Source organism: Olsenella profusa DSM 13989 (assembly GCF_030811115.1).
GTDB classification, from domain to species: Bacteria; Actinomycetota; Coriobacteriia; order Coriobacteriales; family Atopobiaceae; genus Olsenella_F; species Olsenella_F profusa.
Window position 1 is genome coordinate 104,600 of sequence record NZ_JAUSQK010000001.1, and the last position, 23,275, is coordinate 127,874.

A 23,275-nucleotide genomic window follows, 5' to 3' on the forward strand; every position below is an offset into this window, starting at 1 on the left:
CCTAGCACCAGACGTACGCCACAGCCTCCCATGGGCGTAGGGTGCCCGCGACGGGGGCGTCATCGTAGTTGCCCACAAGGACCTCCCCGCCCGTGACGAGTGCCACATCAATCGCAGGGGTCTTGTCTCCTGAGAAGTTGCATGCCACCACCAGGCGCTGGTCGCCCAAGGTCCGCTCGTACGCGATGACCTTCTCCGCCCCCGCCGGCACGTCCAGGAAGCGCACGTCCCCCCGCTGGACGAGGGGCAGCTCCTTGCGCAGCCGTATGAGCCGCCGATAGAACGACCACACGGACCCGGAGTCATCGACCTCCGCCCTGGCGTTGAGCCAGGTGTGGTTGGCGGCCACCTCGATCCAGGGTGTGCCCGTCGTGAAGCCTGTCGTCGCCGAGGCGTCCCACTGCACGGGCGTGCGCGCGTCGTCGCGCGAACGCTCGCGCACCACGGCCAGCGCCTCATCGGCAGAGAGGCCCCGCTCCTGCAGGATGTGGTAGTAGTTGACGCTCTCCACGTCACGGTACTGCTCGATGCGGTCGAAGCCGGGGTTGGTCATGCCCAGCTCCTCGCCCTGGTAGATGTAGGGCGTGCCGCGCATGAAGTGGGTGCAGACGGCCAAGAGCTCGCTGGAGCGCTGCCACAGCTCGCGCGTGGAAGTGTCACCGAAGCGGGAGTTGGGCCGCGGCTGGTCGTGGTTGGACCAGAAGAGCGCGTTCCAGCCGCCGCCCGCGCACATCCGCTCCTGCCAGTCGCGCAGGATGCGGCGCAGCTCGGGAATGTCGGGCTCCATGAGCGCCCACTTGTCCCCACCGGCGTAGTCCACCTTGAGGTGATGGAAGCTGAAGACCTGCGAGAGCTCATGGCGGCTGGGGTTGGTGTAGCGAACGCAGTTGTCAATGGAGGTTGAGCTCATCTCGCCCACCGTGGGCACGTCCTCGATGCCGCCTTCCCGCACGAGCTCCCGCAGGTACTCGTGGACGTGGGGGCCGTCGGTGTAGAGGCGCCTGCCATCGCCCTCGCTGTCGTCCTCCCAGGTGGCGGGCTTGGAGATGAGGTTGGCCACATCGAAGCGGAACCCCGAGACGCCCTTGGCCTTCCAGAAGCGCACGACGTCCGCCAGCTCCGTGCGCACTGCGGGGTTGTCCCAGTTGAGATCCGCCTGCGTGCGATCGAACAGGTGCAGGTACCACTTGTTGAGGCTGGGCAGGTAGGCCCAGGCGCTGCCGCCGAACTTGGACTCCCAGTTGGTAGGCGGCTCGCCGGGGTTCGTGGCCGTGGCACCGGGTACCGCATCCACAAACTTGTAGTAGGCCTGGTAGCGCGCGTCCCCTGCAAGCGCCCGCTGGAACCACGCGTGCTCGGTGGACGTGTGGTTGAAGACCATGTCCAGCATGAGGCCGATGCCGCGCGCCCGCGCCTCGCGCGAGAGCTCCTCGAAGTCGGCCATGGTGCCAAAGAGGGGGTCGATGGCGCGGTAGTCCGCCACGTCGTAGCCGTTGTCGTGCTGAGGCGAGACGAAGAACGGCGTGATCCAGAGGTAGTCGACCCCCAGGCGCTGCAGGTAGTCCAGGCGCTGCGTGATGCCCCTGAGGTCACCGACGCCGTCGCCGTCGGAGTCGTTGAAGCTCCTGATGTAGACCTGGTACACGACCTTGTCGCCCAGCTGCGTCGCCCTGTCCATGCGTCCCCCGTGTCCTTCCGTCGGCTTGGTCGCAGGGGGCGGTGCGACGCGTCGCACCGCCCCCCGTTGCGTCCGTCCTGTCCTAGTACGTGATGACGGTGGTCTCGCCCGCCGTGGCGCTGCCCTGCTCCACCAGCTCGACCTTGCCGGCCTGGCCGGTGCCCGTCACGACCATCATAACGGTGTCCGGATGGTCGGCCGCCTTGATGGTGTCGTGGTCGAACGTGATGAGGCGCTGCCCGGCGTGGACCACGTCGCCCTGGCGCACGTGGGCGGTGAAGCCCTTCCCGTGCATGTCCACAGTGTCAAGGCCCACATGGACGAGCAGCTCGAGGTCGTTGGGAAGCTTGAGCCCCACCGCATGGCCCGACTCGGCCATCATGACCGTGACCTCGCCGTCGCACGGTGCCACGACCTCGCCCGCGCTGGGGTCGATGGCGATGCCGGGGCCCATCATGCCCGAGGAGAACACGCCGTCGTCCACGGAGGCGAGCGTGCGGATGGTGCCGCTCACAGCCGCCCTGATGGTGCCATCGGCCACGAGGTCGGAGGCGGCGGGCGCGGCGGCGGGCGCCTGGGTCGCGGGAAGGTCCTCGCCCTCGAGCGAGACGTTCTCGACGCCCTCGCCCCTGTCGATGCCCTTGCGCTTGCCCACGACGAAGGTGAGCGCGAACGGCACCACGATGGCGACGAGCATGCAGACGGCAAAGCTCAGGAAGTACTTGGAGTTGATGGAGAGGATGCCGGGCAGGCCACCGACGCCGATGGCGTTGGCTGCCGTGGAGGTGGCGGTGCAGAGGATGCCGGCAAGGGCGGAGCCGATCATGGCGCAGGCGAACGGGAAGACGTACTTGAGGTTGACGCCGAACATGGCGGGCTCGGTGACGCCCAGGTAGCAGGAGAGGCACGCGGGGATGTTGACCTGCTGCGCATCCTCGTCCCTGCGCTGGAGCACGATCATGGCGAGCACGGCGGAGCCCTGCGCGATGTTGGAGAGCGCGATCATGGGCCAGAGCATCGTGGTGCCGGTGTCGGCGATGAGCTGCAGGTCGATGGCGTTGGTCATGTGGTGCAGGCCGGTGATGACGAGCGGGGCGTAGAGGCCGCCGAAGAGGGCGCCGAAGATGACGCGGAGTTGGCCCGAGATGCCGGCCATGACCACGTTGCTGACCAAGGTGCCGAGCGTCCAGCCGATGGGGCCGACGATGAAGTGGGCCGTCATGACACCCAGCAGGATAGAACAGAAGGGAACCACGATCATCTGAACCACGGCCGGCGTGATCCTCTTGAAGAAGCGCTCGTAGTAGTTGAAGCAGACGGCAGCCAGGATGGCCGGGATGACCTGGGCCTGGTAGCCGATCATGTGCACTTGGGCGAAGCCGAAGTCCCAGGTGTGGGTGGCCCAGTCCTCCGCCGTGGCGCTGGCGACGCCATAGGCGTTCATGAGCTGGCCCGAGACGAGCGTGAGGCCCAGCACGATGCCCAGCATGGGCGTGCCACCCATCTTCTTGGTGATGGAGTAGCAGATGCCCACCGGGATGCCCAGATGGAACACGGCCTCGCCGATGAGCCACAGGAAGTTGTACACGCCCGTCCAGAACACGGAGAGCGATGCGAGCGTCTGCGTACCGTCGGGCCCGAAGTAGGGCATGTCACCCAGGACGTTGCGGAAGCCCAGGATGAGACCGCCGGTGATGATGGCGGGAATGAGTGGCGCGAAGACCTCCGCGATGGCGCCCATGGCCCGCTGGAAGGGGTTCTGGTTGCCGGCAGCGGCCTTCTTGACGTCGGCCTTGCTGACCTCCGACACGCCCGAGACGGCCGTGAAGTCGTCATAGAAGTCCGCCACGTCGTTGCCGATGATGACCTGGAACTGGCCGGCGTTGGTGAAGCTCCCCTTGACGGCCTTGAGCCTCTCGATGCCGGGGACGTCCGCCTTGCCGGGGTCGACCAGCGCAAAGCGCATGCGCGTCACACAGTGGGTCACCGCGACGATGTTCTCGCGGCCACCAACGAGCCGTAGCAGCTCCCTGGCGTCTGACTCGTATTTGCCCATCGCTCCTCCTGTCAGCTGACGGTCGCAGGGGCCGTCCCTCTCGTAACCTATTTGCATAGGTTGTTCACCCAATATCATGGCACGGCTATGTGCATAGGTATGTGAGAGCTGCGAGCGTTCCGCGAACGGTAGTATTCTTGGCGTGGGAGAAGACCGCGCGAGGCGGGGGCATCGTCTGGTGACCCCGACCACGCGCGGTCGGGACTGGAAGGAAGGTCACACTCGTCCCATGAAGGCGATCTATAACATCATCTACCAGGACCTCCTCGACCGCATCCAGACGGGCGAGTATCCCTACCAGTCCCTCATCCCGCCCGAGAGCGCGCTCACGGAGCGGTACGGCTGCTCCCACAACACCCTGCGGCGCGCCTTGGGGCTCCTGGCGCAGCAGGGCTACGTGCAGCCCATCAACGGCAAGGGCGTGCGCGTCATCTACCAGCCACGCGAGAGGACCCGCTTCGAGGCGGGCGGCATCGAGACGTTTGCGGAGGCTGCGCGGCGCAACCACCTCTCGTCCCAGACGGAGGTGACGACCTTCGAGCGGATCGCCTGCAGCCAACAGCTCGCCGCCCGCAGCGGCTTCACGGAGGGCACCCGCCTGGTCCACATCGATCGGGTGCGCGTGCTGGACGGCACCCCCACCATCCTCGACCACAACTACTTCCGGGAGGACCTGGTGCCGGGGCTCACCCCTGCCATCGCCGCGATGTCGATCTTCGACTACATCGAGCACACCCTGGGCATGCGCATCGCGACGAGCAAGCGCACCATCACGGCCGAGAAGGTCACGCGCCTCGACCGCGCCTGCCTCGACCTCGATGGCTTCGACTTCGTCACCGTCATGTGCAGCCAGACCTTCAACGGGGACGGCATCATGTTCGAGTACACACAGTCGCGCCATCGACCCGACAGCTTCTCGTTCAGCGCCGTGGCGCTGCGCAAGACGTAGTGCGGCGGCTCACGCGTGTGGGCGTAACGCTCCCGCGTGTGGGTGTCAATCGCATCCTGTCGATTCAGCCGACCTGGGATTCTGTCGGCTGCAATGTGGCGATAGGCACCCACATGACTGGATTGGCGCCCACACGGAAGCGTGTCGCACCCACATGACTCCCGTAACGGGACAGGCACCCAGACGCAGGGCAATCGCATCATCCCATCCGGGTAGAATCGAGGATGCCTGCATCCCGAGGAAAGGAATCCCATGGCACAGACGCCAGACATCGACACCGACGCCCTTCGCCGCGAGGTCGACGAGACGCTCGGACACGCCACACGTCAGCAGGACCAGGGGCCGCAGCGGTTCTCCCCCGCCACAGGCAGCTCCATCAGGCACGTCATCGGCGTGGTCTCCGGCAAGGGCGGCGTCGGCAAGTCGCTCGTCACCGGCGCCATCGCCGTCAGCCTGCGCCACGAGGGCAAGAGGGTGGCCATCCTCGACGCGGACATCACCGGCCCCTCCATTCCCAGGATGTTCGGCATGAGCGGCAGGCACGCCACGGCACGCAACGAGCAGCTCGTCCCCGTGACGTCCAAAGGCGGCATCGAGGTCATGAGCACCAACCTTGTGCTGGAGAGCGAGACCGACCCCGTACTGTGGCGCGGCCCCATGCTCATGGGCGCGCTGCGCCAGTTCTTCGAGGAGACGGCCTGGGGCAACGTGGACTACCTGCTCGTGGACATGCCCCCCGGAACGGGTGACGTGGCCCTCACGGTGTTCCAGAGCCTCCCCATCGAGGGCGTCGTGATCGTGAGCTCGCCCCAGGACCTCGTGCAGATGGTCGTGGGCAAGGCGCTCAACATGGCCGCCATGATGGACGTGCCCGTGGTGGGCCTCGTTGAGAACATGAGCTGGATGTTATGCCCGCACTGCGGCGAGCGCGTGGAGCCCTTTGGCCCCAGCCGCCTGATCGAGACGGCCGCGCACGTTGGCATCGAGGCGCTGGACGAGCTGCCCATCGACCCCACGCTCGCAGCCGCCTGCGATGCGGGCACCTTCGAGGACGCGCTGCCCGAGGGCTTTGCGGCCAAGACGGTCGAGCAGATCCTGGCACACGAGACGTTGGCAGGGTAACCCATGACCCGGGGAAGGGCGGGCACCCGCAGCGCCCGACAGGCCGCCCTCATGCGGGCCGCCGCATCCGTGACGATGCCTCCCTCGATGGACGTCTGCATCGTCGGTGGCGGGGCGGCAGGCCTCGCGGCCGCCATCTGCGCGGCGGAGGCGGGTGCCCATGTGGTGGTGTTGGAGTCCGCTCTCGAGTGCGGGCGCACCATCCTGGCAACGGGCAACGGCCGCTGCAACTTTGCCAACGAGCGGCTTGATCCCGCGCGCTACAACGACCCCGCCTTCGTGGGTGCCACCATGGGCGCATGCCCCCTCGATGACATCCTGTCCTTCCTCCGCGACAGCAGGTTGCGATGGTGTGTGGAGGAGGGCCGGCTCTACCCCCTCTCGCGACGGGCGGCAAGCGTGCGCAACGTGCTGCTCGCACGAGCGGTCCACGCTGGGGCGACGCTGGCGCCCGCGCGCACGGTGCGAGGGATGGGACGCACGGATACAGGCTTTGAGCTGGACATATGCCAGGGCTTTGCATCTGGCGAGGTCACGCGCCTCAATACGGGACGCGTCGTGCTCGCACTGGGGGGCGGCGCCGAGGCAACCGCCACGATCGCCGCGCGCCTGGGGCTTGCCCTCGTGCCGGGCCATCCCGTGCTCTGCCCCGTGGCCACAGGGCCCTCCCCACTCTTGGCCTGTGACGGAAGGCGCGTCTTGGCGCGCGTCTCGCTCGTGCCGCAGGGTGCCGATGCCCCCCTGTGGCACGAGCAGGGCGAGGTGCTGATCAGGGGCTATGGCCTCTCGGGCATCGTGGTATTCGACCTCTCGCGCCGGTGTCGGCCCGGTGACGTCGTGAGGCTCGACCTCGCACCCGAGGTCTCGCACCAGGAGCTCGCCAGGCTGGCGGACCCCACGGGCAGGGGCACGTTCGTGCCCGGGTGCCTGGACGGCGTGCTCGACCCCGACATCGCCACCGTGCTCGAGCGGGAGGCACGGGGCAGCTCCCGCAGCCTGGTCGGCCTCGTCAAGGGCCAGCGGCTCGTCGTGCGCGGGCGCGCGGACGAGTCGCATGCGCAGGTGATGGCAGGGGGGCTCGCCACCACGCAGTTCTCCCCCACCACGCTCGAGGCGCGGGAGGTCCCGGGACTCTTTGCCTGCGGCGAGGTGCTTGACGTGGACGGTGACTGCGGTGGCTTCAACCTCGCCTGGGCGTGGAGGAGCGGCATGGTGGCCGGTATGGCGGCAGCGAGGGGAATCTCCCATGCTTGACATCTCTGACCTGCGCATACCACTCGACGCCCTCGACGGAACCGAGCGCACCGAGGGGCGCGCCCTGCGCGCCGCCATCCTGAGGCGCCTGCACCTCCCGCCCGATGACCTCGTCGCGCTGGAGCCCCGCAGGCGCTCCATCGACGCGCGCCGGAAGGACGATGTGCACTATACCTACAGCGTGCGCATCCAGCTGCGCGGCGCGGCCAATGCGGAGCGCGCACTCCTGCGGCGGCTGGCCAGGAGGCATCGGGCCAGGAACGTGCGCGTCGCCCAGGAGGAGGACCCCCAGCCGCCCATCCATGTGGACACGCGTCCCGTTGGCCGACCGGTGGTCATCGGCGCCGGATGCGCCGGGCTCTTCTGTGCGCTCGCCCTGGCGGAGACGGGCCTGGAGCCCCTGCTCGTGGAGCGCGGGCGCGACGCAGCGCGCCGCACGGTGGACATCGAGCGCTTCAACGCCACAGGCGAGTTGAATCCCGAGGACAACATCCAGTTTGGCCTGGGTGGGGCTGGCGCCTTCTCCGACGGCAAGCTGGGGACGGGCACCAGGGGCGTGGCCCATCGCCGCATCCTGGAGACCTTCGTGGAGGCGGGTGCCCCACGGCAGATCCTGTGGGATGCCAGGCCCCATGTGGGAAGTGACGTCCTGCCCACCGTGGTGACCAACGTGCTGGCACGCATCCGCCAGGCTGGCGGCGAGGTGCGCCTGGACACCAGGCTCACGGGACTGGGCGTCGCAGGCGGGCGCATGACGAGCGTGACCCTCTCGCACGCGGATGGAAGCGGCGGGGCCGTCGAGGAGCGCCTACCGGCCCGCAACGTGGTCCTTGCCTGCGGGCATTCGGCGCGTGACGTGTTTGGGCTGCTGCACCGCGAGGGCATCGCCCTCGAGCGCAAGACGTTCGCCATGGGCGTGCGCATCGAGCATCTACAGGCCATGATAGACCGTGCGCAGTACGGTCCCTTCGCGGGACATCCCGCCCTCGGAGCCGCCCCCTACAAGCTGGTGGCTCACCTCGACGAGGATGCGGGCACCGCCTCGGGCCGCAGCGCGTTCTCGTTCTGCATGTGTCCCGGCGGCTCTGTGGTGGCGGCGGCGAGCGAGCCAGGTGGTGTGGTCACCAACGGTATGAGCCTCTCGGCGCGCGCGGGCACGAACGCCAACGCCGGACTGCTGGCCAACGTGTTTCCTTCGGACCTGCCAGGTGACGATCCGCTCGCGGGCGTGGCGCTGCAGCGCTCGTGCGAGCAGGCGGCGTTTGCGGCGGGTGGTGGGGCGTTCGTGGCGCCCGCGCAGCTTGTGGGCGACTTCCTGCAGGGCACCCCCTCCACTGCGGGTGGCGCCATCGAGCCCACGTACCCGCGCGGCGTGACCTGGGGCAGCGTCGAGAGGTGCCTGCCGCCCTATGTGACGGAGACGCTCCGCGCCGCCATCCCGTTGATGGGACATCGGCTGCACGGCTTTGCCGCGGCGGACGCCGTGCTCACGGGCGTGGAGACCCGCTCCAGCTCTCCCGTGCGCATCGCGCGCGACAAGGGACTGCAGTCCGTCTCCACACGTGGCCTATGGCCCTGCGGCGAGGGCGCCGGCTATGCGGGCGGCATCATGAGCGCGGCGACGGATGGGCTGCGCGTGGCCGCGGCGCTGGCGGAGAGCCTGGGGTAGCTCACTGCGGCGGGCGCGACCTGACCGTGTGGGTGCCAATCGCATGCATGTGGGTGCCTATTGCTGCGTGTGGGTGTCAATCGCATCTTGCTGCTTCTACTGACCTGGGATTTTATCGACCGCGGCAGGGAGAATCGCACCCACATGGACCATACGGCACCCACACGGGGATGGGCGAGGGGAACGAGGGGTCAGAACGCGGAGGGAGACGCACGGCACACGCCTATCGCGAGAGGACGCCCACGTCACCGGCCGTCACGACGACACGCGACCCATCGTCCAGCTTGACGACGAGGGCCATGTCACGCCGGATGTCCACCGCGCGCCCCACCACGCTCGTGCCGTCCGCGCGCCGCACCTCCACGCGATGCCCCAGCGTGCAGCTTGCCGCCTTCGTCCGCACGAGGAGGTCGTCACGCGCCGCGTCGCGCCGCGTCGCCAGCCGCCAGAGCATCTCGCCGATCCTCCCTGCGATGCCATCCACCAGCGCATCGCGCAGCACGGCATAGGTCGGCAGCCCCTCCACGTGCACCGCCAGCGACGTGGCCGCCTCCAGCGGCAGCCGCTCGGCAGGCGTCAGCAGGTTGATGCCGATGCCCACCACCACGCAGACGCACCCCTCGTCCATGCCCGCCGTCTCGCAGAGGATGCCGCCCAGCTTCCTGCCGCCCCAGAGGAGGTCGTTGGGCCACTTGAGGGAAAGACCCCCCAGCCGGTCGTCACAGGCGGCGCGCAGCGCATCCACGGCGGCGAGGCCGGCGCAGGCGGTGACCCAGCCCCCATCCCCCCGCTCGAGCACCACGCGCGGCAGCGGCACCACGAAGGACGCGCACAGTGCCTCGTCGACGCCGCTCTGCCAGATGCGCCCCAAGCGGCCGCGCCCCTGCGTCTGTTCGTCGGTCACGACGACGTCCACCGGCAGCGCGCCCTCGGTGGTCGCGGCATCGTGCAGCTCACGAAAGGCAGGCCCACCCGAGCGGTAGGCCTGCCTGGCATAGCTATTGGTGGAGCCCACCTGGGCAAGGTGCACGATCGCGCGGGCGGACGGCCTACTCCCCATCGACCCACACCAGCGAGACGCTGCCAATGCCCACGTTCACGGTGAGCACGGGGCCGGCGTCTTTGACCACCAGCTCGGCTGCGGGCAGCTGACGCTTGATGGCGGACACCAGGCGGTAGAGCGCCTTGGTGGGCTCACCGTAGTGGGCGACGTACAGCCTGCCCACGTCCTCGGGCACGCCCGCAAGCATGGCCTTGGTCATGCCCGCCGTGCCGCGGGCGATGGTCTCCACCTCGATGGTGCCGTGGCGCAGGCCGAAGACCGGGAAGCGGTCGAGCGTGGAGCTCACGGAGCGACGCGTGTTGGAGAGGCGCCCACTGCGGCGCAGCATGTGCATGTCGGCCACGGCAAAGCGCGAGTAGACGTGGCCACGAAGCTCCTTGACGGCCGCCACCACCTCGGCAAGGCCCCTACCCTCGTCCGCCGCCTCGCGGGCGCGGCGTGCGAGGATCTCCAGGCCGGCACCCGCCATGTGGGAGTCCACGACCTCGATGCGTCCCGCGTTCTCGGCGGTGCCCAGCAGCATGCTCCTGGCCACCTCGGCGCTGCGATGCCCCGCCGAGAGGCGCGAGGAGAGCGTGATGCAGAGCACGTCGTCGCCCTTGGCGAGCGCCTCGGAGAAGGCATCGAGGTACGCATCGGGGAAGGCGGGCTCGGTGTGCAGCATGGCATCGGAGCCGAGCTGGGGCTCATAGCCCGCGCACTCGTCCGCAAACCGCTCCTCGTTGGCGTGACCATCCACGCTGTAGTACGTGGGGACGACGGTCACGCCCAGCTCCTTGGCTTCGCTGCGGGTCAGCCCAGAGGTCGAATCGATAACGATGGCTAGCATAGGGCACTCTCCCCCATTCGGCGGAATCGGTCATAGCGGTCCTGCTCCAGCTCGGCGGCGGAGGCGTCCTGGTAGCGTGCGAGCTCGGCCGAGAGCGCATCGGCAAGGCGCCGGGCGAACGCGTCCGTGCCCAGGTCGTGATCGTCGATGATGTCGTCGATGATGCCCAGCTCCTTGAGGTCGGTCGCACGGATCCTGAGCGCATCGGCCGCCTCGGGGGCGCGCTCGGCCGTCTTCCAGAGGATGGAGGCGCAGCCCTCGGGGCTCACGACGGAGTACACGGCACCGGAGAGCATGAGCACGCGGTTGGCAAGCGCCAGGCCCAGCGCACCGCCCGAGCCACCCTCGCCCATGATGACGGAGACGATGGGCACCCTGAGGCCACTCATCACGAGAAGGCTCCGGGCGATGGCCTCGCCCTGGCCGCGCTCCTCGGCACCCATGCCACAGAACGCGCCGGACGTGTCCACGAGGCACACGACGGGACGGCCGAACTTTTCGGCCTGCCTCATGAGGCGTTGTGCCTTGCGGTACCCCTCGGGACTGGCGGAGCCAAAGTTGCGCCGCACGCGCTCCTTGGTGTCACGACCACGCTCGGTGCCGATGACGGTGACCGCCTGGCCCTTCAGGCGGGCGATGCCGCCCACCACGGCCCCGTCATCACCAAAGTAGCGATCGCCATGCAGCTCGACGAAGGAGTCGAACACCCGCTCCATGGCGGAGAGGACCCCCGGGCGCTCGCCCGAGCGCACCACGCCCAAGAGCTCATAGGCGCTGCGCCGGGCCTCCTCTGCCTCCGTGAGCGGAGCCTGCTGCTCGGGTGGCCTCTTGCCGGCACGCTGAACGGCGTCCACCGCGGCAGCGGCGAGGTTGCCCAGCAGCTTGGCCGCAGGATTCTCGTCCTTGGGCCTCACCAGGCCGATGATGGGCTCGAAGGGGCCGTCGCCCTCCACCCTGGGCACGCCATGCAGCCCCATCAGCCGCGCGAGCTCCTCGGGGAGGGCGGCACGCGGCACGATACGGTCGACGAAGCCATGCTCCAGCTGGAACTCCGAGCGCTGGAAGCCGACGGGTAGACGCTTGTGCAGCGTCTGCTCGATGACGCGCGGCCCGGCAAAGGCCACGAGCGCGCCAGGCTCCGCCAGGCAGATGTCTGCCTCCATGGCAAAGCTCGCCGTGACGCCACCCGTGGTGGGATCGGTGAGCACGGCGATGTAGAGGAGCCCCGCATCGGAGTGCCTGCGCACGGCGCCGGAGGTCTTGGCCATCTGCATGAGGGACGTGGTGCCCTCCTGCATGCGGGCCCCGCCCGAGACGGTGAAGCCCACGACGGGCAGGCCCTCCTCGCAGGCGTACTCGAACAGGCGGGTGATCTTCTCTCCCACGACGGAGCCCATGGACCCCATCATGTACTGGCTGTTCATGACGAACAGGGCGCAGCGGTACCCGCCGACGGTGGCGGTGCCGCAGATGACGGCCTCGTTCTCCTGCGAGGCGGCGCGGGCCTTGGCGATCTTCTCCCTGTAGCCCGGAAAGCCCAGGAAGTCCTTGGCCACCAGATCGGCATCCATCTCCTGGAAGCTCTCGGCATCCACGGTCATGGAGATGCGCTTGCGCGCGCCTATCCGGAAGTGGTGGCCACAGCGGGGGCAGACCTCGAGGTTGCCCGCGATGTCCTCCTGCGCGGCCGCATGGCGGCAGCCCGGACAGCGCACGAGGATCTGGCGCTCGGGCTGCTCCACGTTGACCTCGGTGATGGGGCCTTCGAGGGTGTTGGCGCTCTTGACCTTCTTGCTGCTACTCATAGAGGTGCTCCATCAGGTTGGTGTGGTACATGCCCGAGACGAACTCGTCGTTGGAGAGGATGTCCAGCTGGAGCTCGGAGTTGTCCGAGACGCCCTCGACCACGAACTCGCCCAGGGCTGAGCGTGCCTTGCGCACGCACTCCTCGCGCGTGGGAGCGTAGACGATGAGCTTGCCCAGCATGGAGTCGTAGTACGGCGGAATGGTGACGCCCTGGTAGAGGGCCGTGTCAAAGCGCACCCACGGACCACCCGGAATGTGCAGGGTCTCCACGGTGCCGCACGATGGCAGGAAGTCCGGCGTCTCGGCGTTGAGCCGGCATTCGATGGCATGGCCCTGGACGTGGATGTCATCCTGCGCGAAGGCCAGCTCGTTGCCAGCGGCCACGCGCATCTGCCACTTCACGAGGTCGACGCCCGTGACGTACTCCGTGATGGGATGCTCCACCTGCAGGCGGGTGTTCATCTCCATGAAGGCGAACGTCTCGTTGGCGTCGGAGTAGAGGTACTCGATGGTGCCCAGCCCCACGTAGCCCACAGAGCGCGCGAGGTCGCGGGCGGCCTTGGCCATGTGGTCGCGCACGGCGGGCGTGATGGACGGGCTGGGACTCTCCTCCAGCAGCTTCTGGTTGCGGCGCTGGACGGAACACTCGCGCTCACCCAGCGAGACCACGTTGCCATGGGCGTCACCCAGCACCTGCACCTCCACGTGGTGGGCAGGCGAGATGAAGCGCTCCATGTAGCAGCCGCCATCGCCAAAGGCCGAGGCCGCCTCGCTGGAGGCCTCCTGAAAGGCGCCACGCACCTTGTCCCGGGCCTCCACCTTGCGGATGCCACGGCCACCGCCGCCGGCGCGCGCCTTGATGAGCAGGGGGAAGCCGATGCGCTTAGCCTCGCGCTCGGCCTCGTCGGCATCCCCGAGGAGGCCGGTGCCCTCCACGATGGGGACGCCTGCGGCCTTGGCCGTGCGGCGCGCCTCGTCCTTGTCGCCCATGCGGTCGATGACCTCGGGCGAGGGGCCGATGAACACGAGGCCGCACTCGCGGCACTTCCGCGCGAACTCGGATGACTCGGAGAGGAAGCCATAGCCCGGATGCACCGCGGTGGCACCGGACTCGACGGCCACCGTCACGATGGCGTCCATGTTGAGATAGCTGTCTGCGGGACGTGGGCCACCGATGCACCACGCCTCATCCGCGATCTGAACATGATAGGAGCCGGCATCGGCCGTGGAGTACACCACCACGGTCTGCACGCCCATCTCCTTGCACGCGCGGATGACGCGCACTGCGATCTCGCCGCGGTTGGCGATGAGGATCTTCTCGAACACTAGGCGTCGCCACCCTTGGCGGCATCGCTCGCGACGAGCGCGAACGACATGTTCGCCGTGCAGCACAGCCTGCCGTCGACGGAGGCCTCACCCTCGGCGAAGTAGAACGGCGCATGGGAGCGCGTGAGGCGACAGACCAGATCGACGGTGTCACCCGGACGTATGCTGCTCTTGAAGCGCACCTTGTCGAGCCCGGTGTAGAGCGGGGTCTTGCCCTGGGTGTCAGTCATCTGGTCGGCGATGAGCACGCAGCAGTTCTGTGCGAGCATCTCGCACTGGATCACGCCGGGCACGATGGGGTTGTTCGGGAAGTGCCCCTGCAGGAAGAACTCGTCACCCCTGATGGCGATCCTGCCGTGGGCCTCGCCGCCCACCACCTCCGACTCGTCCAGGAGCAGCATGGGGGGACGGTGCGGCAGGATCCTCTCGAGCTCGTCTCTGTTCATGGTTGCCTCCTAGTGGATCTTCATGAGGGTGCCGCCGAATTCCACGAGGTCGCCGTCCTCGACGCAGATGTCGACGACCTCGCCATCGCACTCGGCCGTGACCTCGTTCATGAGCTTCATGGCCTCCATGACGCAGAGGGTGTCGCCCTTCTTGACCTTGGAGCCCACATGCACGAAGGGCTCCGCGCCAGGCGAGGGCGCAGCGTAGAACACGCCCACCATGGGAGCCTTCACGAGCGTGAGCTTGCTCATGTCGAAGGCCGCATCCGCGTCCTCCTCCGCCTGCGGAGCGGCGGGGGCCGGCGTGGCGGAGGGCTCCTGCTCCGGGGCCGGCGTGGCGGGCGTGGCGGCCACGGGTGCCACGCTCACGACCTGCTGCTGAGGGGGCTCGGCCTCCAGCTCCAGCACGGTGCCGTCCTCCTCCACGCGCAGACGCGTGAGCGAGCTGGCCTTAAGGATCTGCGCAAGCTCCCTGATCTTGTCGAAGTCCATGTCTGCCGCCTATCCCTCGTATCGCTTGAATGCCAGGGCGGCGTTGTGGCCGCCAAAGCCCAGGTTGGTGGAGAGCGCCCAGCGTCCGTCGAACGGAGCGGCCTCGTTGGGCGTGTAGTCGAGGTCGCACTCCGGGTCGGGGTCGTGGTAGTTGATGGTGGGTGCGACCACGCCATCGCGCAGCGTGAGAGCGCAGACCATGGCCTCCACGGCACCGGCGGCACCGAGCATGTGGCCCGTCATGGACTTTGTGGACGAGATCCTTGCCGCATGGGCCACCCCCTCGCCCAGCGCCCGCTTGAAGCCGAGCGTCTCGGCCTGGTCGTTGAGCTTGGTCGAGGTGCCATGGGCGTTGATGTAGAGTCCCTCGGCGGGATCGAGGCCCGCTTCGGCCACGGCCTCCCTGATGGCACGCGTGATGCCGCCCGCCTCGGGGTCGGGACTCGTGATGTGGTAGGCGTCAGCCGTGTTGCCGTAGCCCATCACCTCGGCATAGACCTGCGCACCGCGCGCCATGGCATGCTCCAGGTCCTCCAGGATGAGCATGGCCGCACCCTCGCCCATCACGAAGCCGTCGCGGTTGGCGTCAAAGGGGCGACAGGCCGTCTGGGGATCGGGGTTCTTGGTGAGCGCCTTCATGTTGTTGAAGCCCGCGAGCGCCAGGGGCACGATGCCCGCCTCGGTGCCGCCGGCGATGATGGCGTCGGCGTAGCCGTGCCTGATGGCACGAAAGCCCTCGCCGATGGTATTGCTCGAGGTGGCACAGGCCGTGACCACGGGAAGCGTGGGGCCAAGGGCCTTGCTGCGGATGGACACCTGGCCGGCTGCCATGTTGGCGATCATCGAGGGAATGAGGAAGGGCGAGACCTTGCGCGGACCGCCACTGATGAGCTTGGCGGTGTTCTCGATGGTGGTGCCGATGCCGCCGATACCGGAGCCCACGTACACGCCCAGGCGGTCGCGGTCGACGCTGCCCTCAACGTCCAGTCCGGAGTCCGCGAGGGCCTCGTGGGCCGCCACGATGGCAAACTGCACGAAGAGGTCGTTGCGGCGCATCTCGGGCACGCTCAGGAGCCCCGACGGGTCGAAGTCCTTGACCTCGGCCGCCACGCTCACCTTGTAGTCCGTGTCGTCAAAGTGCGTGAGAGGGCCAATGCCGCACGTGCCCGCCTTGAGGGCGGCCCAGCTGTCGGGTGCGTTGTTGCCCACGGGCGTCACGGCACCCAGGCCGGTGATTGCTACTCTGCGCTCCATGCTTCTCCTTCCCAGCCCACAGGGCTGCTTGCTACATGCTCATGCCACCGTCGACGGGTAGGACGACGCCCGTGACGAGCGACGCCGCGTCACTGGCAAGATAGGAGACGGCCGCGGCGACGTCCTCGGGGTCGCAGAGGCGCCCCAGCGGAATCTGCCGCTCGTAGCCGGCACGCGTCTCGTCGGAGAGCACGGCCGTCATGTCGGTGTTCACGAACCCCGGCGCCACCGCGTTGCAGGTGACGTTGCGCGGCGCCAGCTCGCGCGCGACCGACTTGGTGAGGCCGATGAGCCCCGCCTTGGAGGCGGCATAGTTGGCCTGCCCGGCATTGCCCATGATGCCCACCACGGAGCTGAGGTTGACGATGCGCCCGCCCTTCTGGCGCATGAAGGAGCGCGAGAGCGCGCGGATGGTGTTGAAGGCACCCTTGAGGTTGACCCCCAGGACGCGGTCGAAGTCCTCGTCCCTCATGCGCATGAGGAGGCCATCGCGCGTGATGCCCGCATTGTTGACGAGCGCCCACACGCTCCCGAAGTCGGCGATGACCTCCTTGACGCAGGCATCGACCTCACCGGGCACGGCAACGTCGCAACGATAGGCCTTGGAGGTGGCACCAAGGTCCCCGAGCTCGGAGACGACCACCTCGGCGCGGTCTGCGCCCCCGGCATACACGATGGCCACGTCGTAGCCATCCTCGGCCAGCCGATGGGCGATGGCGCGACCGATGCCGCGCGAGCCGCCCGTCACGAGGGCCACCTTGCGCGACTCGTCGCGCGTGAGGATGGGGTTCTGGGACATGTTGGCTATTCCTTTCCCACGGTCTCGAGCACTGCGGAGAGCTGCCCGGGCGTCTCGCATGCGAGGGCACAGACGCCCTCGAGCGTGCGCTGTACGAGCTTGGTGAGCGTGGAGCCAGGCCCCACCTCGACGAAGGTGTCAAAGCCCTGCGCCCTGAGGCCCTGAAGCGTGCGCGTCCAGCGGACGGGGTGGGAGGCCTGCCCTGCCAGGAGGCCCGCCATCGCGGCGGGATCTGCGGGATATGGCTCACCCGTGGTGTTGGCCCACACGGGAGGAGCGCAGGGTTTGGGAGCACATGCCTTCAGCCAGCTGGCAAGGCCTGTGGAGGCGTCGGCCATGAGCGGGCTGTGGAAGGCGCCGGCGACGGCCATCTTGAGGGCGCGGCCCCTGGCCCCCTTGACGAGGGCCTCGAGCCGCTCGAGGGCATCGGGTGTGCCCGCCACCACGGTCTGCTGGGGACTGTTGTAGTTGACGGGCCAGGCACCGGCCTGCTCGGCGAGGGCCTCCACCGTAGGGGCATCGAGCTTGACCACGGCACGCATGCCGCTCGGGTGCGCGGCACAGCATGCGGCCATGAGGTCGCCACGATGGCGCACGAGGGCAAAGCCGTCCTCATCGCCGAAGGCGCCGGCAAACGTGAGGGCGGCCACCTCGCCCAGCGAGAAGCCCGCCACGGCATCGGGGATGACGCCGTGGGCGACCAGCGCGCGGGCCGCGGCAAGGTCGACGGCAAACACGCTGGGCTGGGTGTTCTCGGTACGGGTGAGCTCCTCCTCGGTGCCCTCGAAGCAGAGGGCGGAAAGACCCGGCATGACGGCCTCGAGCGCGTCGAACGTGGCCTTGGCCGCCGCCTCGGCACAGGCGAGCTCTTTGCCCATGCCAGGATGCTGTGCGCCCTGGCCCGCGAAGAGAAAGGCTACCTTACCCATTTGGCCGCTCCCACCAGTGCCCGCTCGGCACCGTCCACGAGGTCGTCCACGATCTCGCGGGCCGTCTGGCGCTCGCGCACCATGCCGGCGATCTGGCCCGACATGAAGCTGCCCTCCTCGTAGTTGCCGTCAACGGCGGCCTTGCGCAGCGAGCCGGCACCCATGGCGTCGAGCTCGCCCTGCGTGGCGCCCTCGCGCTCCGCCTTGGCGAAGCGCTGCGAGAACGGCGACTTGAGGCAGCGCACCGCACCACCGTACTTGCGGCCTGTCACGATGGTGGCGATGTCGTTGGCCTTGAGGATGCGCCTCTTGTACTCCTCGCTGACCGTGCACTCCTCGGCGACGAGGAAGCGTGTGCCCACCTGGACGCCCACGGCACCCAGCATGAAGGCTGCGGCCATGCCGCGCCCGTCGGCAATGCCACCGGCGGCGACCACGGGAATCCTGACGGCATCGACGACCTGGGGAACCAGTGCCATCGTCGTGGTCTCGCCCACGTGACCGCCCGACTCGCCACCCTCGGCGACGACGGCGGCGGCACCGGCGCGCTCCACGAGGCGCGCGAGGGCGACCTGCGCGACGACGGGGATGACCTTGATGTCCGCAGCGTTCCACCGCCTCATGTACTTGCGGGGATCACCGGCACCCGTCACGACGACGGGAACCCTCTCGTCCACCACAAGGTCGGCCACCTCGTCTGCGAAGGGGCTCTGCAGCATGATGTTCACGCCGAAGGGCCTGTCGGTCCTCTCGCGCAGCTCGTGGATCTGGCCGCACAGCCACTCGGCGTTGGCGTTCATGGCGGAGATGATGCCCAGGCCGCCAGCCTCGGACACGGCCGAGGCGAGGCTTGCATCGGCGATCCAGGCCATGCCGCCCTGGAAGACGGGCTTCTGGATGCCCAGAAGCTCGCAAATGGGAGATTCGATCATGGAGGGCGCTACTCCTTCTCTGCGATCAGCTTGTCGACCATGTCGGCGAACTCGCCGATGGTCGCGGGGTTGGACTCGGTATCGATCTCGATGCCAAACTCGTCCTCGCAGGCCATGACGGCCTCGACGGTCGCCAGGGAGTCGATGCCGGCCTCCTCGAAGGTGGTCTCACGGGTGAGGTCCTCGGTGACGCCGTCCTGCTCCTTGAGAATCTCGACGATCTTGTCAAAGGTGCTGCTAGCCATGGTTGGTTCCTCCTCCTGTGTCGCGTCTGCGACGCCTCGTGCCGCAAGCGCGGCATCCTCTATAGACAGCCGCTTGCGCGGCAATGTCCCCGTGCGATGCGGCCGCAGGGCCGCGGCCGTGGCGCTAGGCCACGGAACCCATGTCCCACCTGAACAGGCAGGAGTTGACGGCAAGGCCCGCGCCATACCCCACCAGTGCGATGAGGTCCCCCCGCCTGAGGTCCCCCCTGCGGTTGGCGAGGTCGAGGGCGAGGGGAATGCAGGCACTGGAGATGTTGCCCGTCTCCGCGATGTTGTGCGCCACCTTGGCGTCATCCAGGCCGAGGTGCTGCACCACCGAGGCGATGATGCGGTCGTTGGCCTGATGGAGAACGAAGTGGTCGACGTCATCGATGGCGACGCCCGCCGCCTCGCAGAGCCTCTGGATGTCCTCGGTCACGGACTTCACGGCAAAGCGGAAGACGGCGCGCCCGTCCATGACGAGACTGCTCACGCCAGCGTCGCGGTGCTCGTCGTAGGGGCTGCGCGAGGGGATGCCGGGCATGACGAGCGCCATGCTCGGCTGGTTGGTGGCCCGGAAGGGCAGGTCCTCGCCCTCGACGTGCTCCACCACCGCCGCGCCGGCGCCATCGCCAAAGAGCACGCAGGTGGAGCGATCCGTCCAGTCCACCAGGCGCGTGACCTTCTCGGCCGCCACGATGAGGGCGTGCCTGGCACGCCCGCGGGCAAAGTAGCCGTCGGCCACATCCAGTGCCGCGACAAAGCCCGAACAGCCCACATAGACATCGAAGCTCATGCAGTCTGCCCCAAGGGCGCCCTGTACAATGGACGCCATGGCGGGAACCATGTGGTCGGACGAGGACGTCGAGCCCACGATGAGGTCGATGTCGCCCACCGTGAGGCCGCTCATCTCGAGGGCTCGCTCGGCCGCCAGGGATGCAAGGTCGTCGAGGGTCTCGGTCGTGCACACATGACGGCGCCTGATGCCCGTGCGCGTATGGATCCACTCGTCGGACGTGTCGAGAAACTCGGCGAGGTCATCGTTGGTGACGACCTTCCTGGGAAGGGCGCTGCCAGTGCCGATGATGCGATAGCTCATGCGTGTCCCACCTCAATGCCATGATAGTAGCCTGCCATGCGACGTACGCCCGTGAGCAACGCGGCACGCTCGACGGAGTTCATGCCTTGAGCGATGCGCCTCACCATGTTCATACGGAAAGGCACATGAACACGATAAACCCTTTCGCCCCTGCGTGTGAGGTGGAGATTGACGCGCCATGCGTCAAGGACATCCTGCTCGCGTACGAGCAGGCCCTTGTCAACGAGGCGACGTGCCATGCACGTAGCGGACGGTGCGCTCACCTCGCATGCCTCGGCAAGCTCGGAGATTCCCAGGGTACGATGCTCTCGGATGGTCGCCCCGCCCACGATGGCGATGGCGCGTGCGTCCCTCGTGGAGAGGGAGAGGTCGCTCCTCTCGCTGAGCAGGGAGCCCTCAAGCGACCCGACCGCATGGCAGAGCTCCATGAGCAGGTCGCCCAGCTCATGTGCCAGCATGGCGGTATCAGCACCGTTCTTGTGGCATGCCGTGCGCTTTGGGCCCTGTGCCATGTCTACTCTTCCACGGGACGTGACGCAAAGGCGTCGGGAACGTGTCACAACTACTTAGTTAGCCTAACTAAGCGAGTGGGCCATGGGAATCTCGTTGTTTTCACACCATTGAGTCTACAAGACTCTGCAACATCTTACACGCCTGACGGGCGCAGGGCCACAGGGAGGAGAGCGGACACCCCCAGGGCCTGGGCGGATGCGTGCCGCCCCCTATGTCAGGTGCGCCTGGCCAAGGAAGCGCCGCGCCTCCTTGGTCCTGGGATGGTTGAAGACCTGATCGGGCGTACCGTCCTCCAAGACCTTGCCCTCATCGAGATAGACCACGCGCGTGGCGATGGAGCGCACGAAGCGCATCTCGTGGGAGACCACCATCATCGTCATGCCATCCTCGGCGATGGAGTGCATCACCTGCAGCACCTCGCCCACCCACTCGGGGTCGAGCGCGCTCGTGGGCTCGTCGAACAGGATGACCGAGGGGCGCACGGCCAGTGCCCGCGCAATGCCCACGCGCTGCTGCTGGCCGCCGGAGAGCATCGCCGGATACTCCCCGGCCTTGTCCGCCAGCCCCACGCGATCCAGCAGCTCCCTGCCCCGACGCTCCGCCTCGGCCCTGTCGACATGCTGCACGTAGCGCAGCGCGGCCGTGACGTTGTCGAGCGCACTCTTGTTCCTGAAGAGGTTGTAATGTTGAAACACCATGGCGGTCTTCGACCTGAGCGCCGCTATGTCACGCTTCGAGGCGGATCGCGCGTCCGCCCGGACGCCGTCTATCTCGATCGTGCCCGCATCGGGCCTGTCAAGCCAGTTGAGCGTGCGCAGGAACGTGGTCTTGCCCGTACCGGAGGGGCCGATGATGGTTACCACCTCCCCCTGGCACACATCGAGGTCGATGTCACGCAGCACGTGGTTGTCCTTGAAGGACTTCTCGATGCCCCGCGCCGAGAGGATGGGCCCGCTCATGAGAAGCTCACCTCCCGCTCATGCCGCCGTGCCCGCCTCTCCGCGACCACGATGAGGCGCTCCAGCACGAAGCAGCAGACCCAGTAGATGGCCGAGACCACCACGTAGGTCTCGAAGAAGCGGAAGGCGCTCGCGCCCACGATCCGCGCCTGCGCCATCATCTCGACGACGGAGATGTTGAACACGAGGCTCGTGTCCTTGAGCATGCTGATGGCCGTGTTGCCGAGCGGGGCCAGCGCCGTCGAGAAGGCCTGGGGCAGCACCACATGCCACACGGCCTGCCACTTTGTCATGTTGACGCTGAGGCAGGCCTCGACCTGGCCCTCGTCCACCGACAGCATGGCCGATCGGATGGTCTCGCTCATGAAGCCGGCACCGTTGAGCCCCAGGGCAATGATGGCGAAGGTGACGGGCGAGATGGAGGTGACCGTGAAGCTGGCGTCGCCTGCCCTCAGTAGAAGCGGGACGCCATAGTAGACCAGCAGCAGCTGGCACATGGCAGGCGTCCCGCGCACGATGGAGACGAAGACCTGGCACACCTGTGAGAGCACGCGCACGTCAAAGTAGCGCGCCAGGGCGATGAGGAATCCCAGGGCGAGGCCAAGGACGATCGCCCAGAACGCAAGCCGCAGGGTCACGGGCAGGTAGGCCATGATCTTTGGCACCGACTCCAGCATGAACTCAAGGCTGAACGAGCTTCCACCGTTCATGGTATCCCCCATCACATCGACCGACCTGAGGCAGCCATAGGCCTAGCCACCCCTGCTGGACAGTCCCACATCGGCACCGCCAACGTCTCAGCCCTGCTGCTTCTCGGCAAGCGCCACGATGGAGTCCTCGGTGGTGTAGTCGGCCCCGAGGTACTGCTCGGAGATGCGCGCCAGCGTCCCATCGGCGATGAGCTCCTCTATGATGGGGTCGATGGCGGATTTGAGCGCCTGGCCCAGGTCGTCCTTGCGGAAGGGGAAGTAGATGGGGACGTTGCCGGCATCGGTGAAGATGACCATGTCGAGGGCGAGTCCCTGCTCCTCTATGATGCTCTTGCCAGTGATGTAGCTGTCGATGGCGGCGTCGGCGCGATCGTCGAGGACGTCCTGGAACATCTTGTTCACGTCACCGTCGGTGTGGTTGACCGTGATGGGGTTGCCGTTCTCCTCGTTGTACTCGTCGAGCCAGACGGTGTAGGAGGCGGCGATGCCGCTGTCGACGGTCTTGCCCCAGAGATCCCTGATGCCTCGGATGTCGGTGCGCCCCTTCTTGAAGACGAGGGCGTTGGCAGACCAGCTGTAGGGTGTCTCCGTGAAGAGGTACTTCTCCGCCCGCTCGTCGGTCTCGGTGACCTCGTTTGCGATGGTGTCGATCTGACCGGCGTCGAGCGCCGCGAAGATGCCGTCCCACTGGGTCTGGACGAAGTCGAACGCATAGCCGTCGAGCCTCTCGTCCACGGCCTTGGCGACGGCGACGTCGAAGCCATCGAGCTCCCCATCGTCGTTCTGATAGCTGTAGGGCGGGAAGATGCCCTCGGTGCCCACGTTGATGGCAGTCGTGGGGGCCGCCGACCCACCGGTGCCGCCGGAGGAGCCACACCCCGCGAGGGCGGCCAGTGCGGCCACGGAGAGAGTGCCTGCGACAAAGGAGCGACGACTGACGCCCCCATGACGTTCCTCATGATGTGTTGTGGTGGCCATGTCAAATCCTTTCTCCCCGTGTCCCGACGGCGTGACCCAGCGCCGCGGTGCCCTCAGGCGCCGGCGCGCTGGCCCTGGACGACGCCCGGGTGCTCCCGGCTGGCCTCGGCAGGCCCGGCTCCCGGGCAGGCGGGGTCATCGAAAACGAAAGGCCCGGGAGCGCTCCA

At 67.7% G+C, this 23,275-nt stretch carries 22 protein-coding genes; 4 read left to right on the forward strand and 18 right to left on the reverse strand.

The window, feature by feature from the left end:
* Nucleotide 1 precedes the first annotated feature (1 nt).
* On the reverse strand, nt 2-1,678 hold the full coding sequence (locus J2S71_RS00440) for an alpha,alpha-phosphotrehalase (protein WP_307388062.1): 1,677 nt from the start codon (nt 1,676-1,678) through the stop codon (nt 2-4).
* Nucleotides 1,679-1,760: 82 nt separating this feature from the next.
* Complete coding sequence (treP, locus tag J2S71_RS00445; protein WP_307388064.1) at nt 1,761-3,734, reverse strand: PTS system trehalose-specific EIIBC component; 1,974 nt, start codon at nt 3,732-3,734, stop codon at nt 1,761-1,763.
* Between the two features lie 229 nt (nt 3,735-3,963).
* Between treP and J2S71_RS00450 the strand changes: the two genes are divergently transcribed.
* From J2S71_RS00450 to J2S71_RS00465, 4 genes are all read left to right on the forward strand, one after another.
* Nucleotides 3,964-4,683, forward strand: coding sequence for a UTRA domain-containing protein (locus J2S71_RS00450; protein WP_307388066.1), 720 nt, complete (start codon nt 3,964-3,966; stop codon nt 4,681-4,683).
* 252 nt (nt 4,684-4,935) lie between these two features.
* Nucleotides 4,936-5,805 carry an Mrp/NBP35 family ATP-binding protein gene (locus J2S71_RS00455; protein ID WP_307388068.1) on the forward strand — a complete coding sequence of 290 codons (870 nt, stop codon included), beginning with the start codon at nt 4,936-4,938 and terminating at the stop codon, nt 5,803-5,805.
* A 3-nt stretch (nt 5,806-5,808) separates the two neighbouring features.
* A complete protein-coding gene (locus J2S71_RS00460) occupies nt 5,809-7,059 on the forward strand; it encodes an aminoacetone oxidase family FAD-binding enzyme (RefSeq protein WP_307388071.1) in 1,251 nt (416 codons plus the stop codon).
* On the forward strand, nt 7,052-8,728 hold the full coding sequence (locus tag J2S71_RS00465) for an NAD(P)/FAD-dependent oxidoreductase (RefSeq protein ID WP_307388072.1): 1,677 nt from the start codon (nt 7,052-7,054) through the stop codon (nt 8,726-8,728). Before J2S71_RS00460 ends, J2S71_RS00465 begins: the two co-directional genes overlap by 8 nt.
* A gap of 223 nt (nt 8,729-8,951) precedes the next feature.
* On the opposite strand, the gene J2S71_RS00470 is transcribed toward J2S71_RS00465, so the two are convergent.
* The 16 genes from J2S71_RS00470 to J2S71_RS00545 form a co-directional block, all read right to left on the reverse strand.
* Entirely contained in the window at nt 8,952-9,788 is an 837-nt protein-coding gene (locus J2S71_RS00470; protein ID WP_307388075.1) for a biotin--[acetyl-CoA-carboxylase] ligase, read from the reverse strand.
* On the reverse strand, nt 9,778-10,620 hold the full coding sequence (locus J2S71_RS00475) for a DegV family protein (RefSeq protein ID WP_307388076.1): 843 nt from the start codon (nt 10,618-10,620) through the stop codon (nt 9,778-9,780). Before J2S71_RS00475 ends, J2S71_RS00470 begins: the two co-directional genes overlap by 11 nt.
* The gene (gene accA / locus J2S71_RS00480; RefSeq protein ID WP_307388078.1) at nt 10,614-12,425 is read right to left on the reverse strand and encodes an acetyl-CoA carboxylase carboxyl transferase subunit alpha; all 1,812 of its coding nucleotides are present in this window, start codon (nt 12,423-12,425) and stop codon (nt 10,614-10,616) included. Before accA ends, J2S71_RS00475 begins: the two co-directional genes overlap by 7 nt.
* On the reverse strand, nt 12,418-13,752 hold the full coding sequence (locus J2S71_RS00485) for an acetyl-CoA carboxylase biotin carboxylase subunit (RefSeq protein WP_021726725.1): 1,335 nt from the start codon (nt 13,750-13,752) through the stop codon (nt 12,418-12,420). The genes accA and J2S71_RS00485 overlap by 8 nt, the downstream gene beginning before the upstream one ends.
* Nucleotides 13,752-14,198, reverse strand: a complete 447-nt coding sequence (locus J2S71_RS00490; RefSeq protein WP_021726651.1) for a 3-hydroxyacyl-ACP dehydratase FabZ family protein — start codon at nt 14,196-14,198, stop codon at nt 13,752-13,754. The genes J2S71_RS00485 and J2S71_RS00490 overlap by 1 nt, the downstream gene beginning before the upstream one ends.
* A gap of 9 nt (nt 14,199-14,207) precedes the next feature.
* Complete coding sequence (gene accB, locus J2S71_RS00495; protein ID WP_021726721.1) at nt 14,208-14,690, reverse strand: acetyl-CoA carboxylase biotin carboxyl carrier protein; 483 nt, start codon at nt 14,688-14,690, stop codon at nt 14,208-14,210.
* A 9-nt stretch (nt 14,691-14,699) separates the two neighbouring features.
* Complete coding sequence (gene fabF / locus J2S71_RS00500) at nt 14,700-15,944, reverse strand: beta-ketoacyl-ACP synthase II (RefSeq protein WP_021726690.1); 1,245 nt, start codon at nt 15,942-15,944, stop codon at nt 14,700-14,702.
* 31 nt (nt 15,945-15,975) lie between these two features.
* Nucleotides 15,976-16,743, reverse strand: coding sequence for a 3-oxoacyl-[acyl-carrier-protein] reductase (gene fabG / locus J2S71_RS00505; protein ID WP_021726766.1), 768 nt, complete (start codon nt 16,741-16,743; stop codon nt 15,976-15,978).
* 5 nt (nt 16,744-16,748) lie between these two features.
* Entirely contained in the window at nt 16,749-17,672 is a 924-nt protein-coding gene (locus tag J2S71_RS00510; protein WP_307388083.1) for an ACP S-malonyltransferase, read from the reverse strand.
* A complete protein-coding gene (locus J2S71_RS00515) occupies nt 17,660-18,604 on the reverse strand; it encodes a nitronate monooxygenase (protein WP_307388085.1) in 945 nt (314 codons plus the stop codon). Before J2S71_RS00515 ends, J2S71_RS00510 begins: the two co-directional genes overlap by 13 nt.
* A gap of 8 nt (nt 18,605-18,612) precedes the next feature.
* Nucleotides 18,613-18,849: an acyl carrier protein gene (locus J2S71_RS00520; RefSeq protein ID WP_307388087.1), complete on the reverse strand. Its 237-nt coding sequence runs from the start codon at nt 18,847-18,849 to the stop codon at nt 18,613-18,615.
* Nucleotides 18,850-18,973: 124 nt separating this feature from the next.
* On the reverse strand, nt 18,974-19,948 hold the full coding sequence (locus J2S71_RS00525) for a beta-ketoacyl-ACP synthase III (protein WP_307388089.1): 975 nt from the start codon (nt 19,946-19,948) through the stop codon (nt 18,974-18,976).
* Nucleotides 19,945-20,460 carry a MarR family winged helix-turn-helix transcriptional regulator gene (locus J2S71_RS00530; protein WP_307388091.1) on the reverse strand — a complete coding sequence of 172 codons (516 nt, stop codon included), beginning with the start codon at nt 20,458-20,460 and terminating at the stop codon, nt 19,945-19,947. The genes J2S71_RS00525 and J2S71_RS00530 overlap by 4 nt, the downstream gene beginning before the upstream one ends.
* 210 nt (nt 20,461-20,670) lie before the next feature.
* A complete protein-coding gene (locus J2S71_RS00535) occupies nt 20,671-21,420 on the reverse strand; it encodes an amino acid ABC transporter ATP-binding protein (protein WP_021726701.1) in 750 nt (249 codons plus the stop codon).
* Complete coding sequence (locus J2S71_RS00540) at nt 21,417-22,130, reverse strand: amino acid ABC transporter permease (protein WP_307388092.1); 714 nt, start codon at nt 22,128-22,130, stop codon at nt 21,417-21,419. Before J2S71_RS00540 ends, J2S71_RS00535 begins: the two co-directional genes overlap by 4 nt.
* Nucleotides 22,131-22,217: 87 nt before the next feature.
* The gene (locus J2S71_RS00545; protein ID WP_307388093.1) at nt 22,218-23,108 is read right to left on the reverse strand and encodes a transporter substrate-binding domain-containing protein; all 891 of its coding nucleotides are present in this window, start codon (nt 23,106-23,108) and stop codon (nt 22,218-22,220) included.
* Nucleotides 23,109-23,275: the final 167 nt, after the last annotated feature.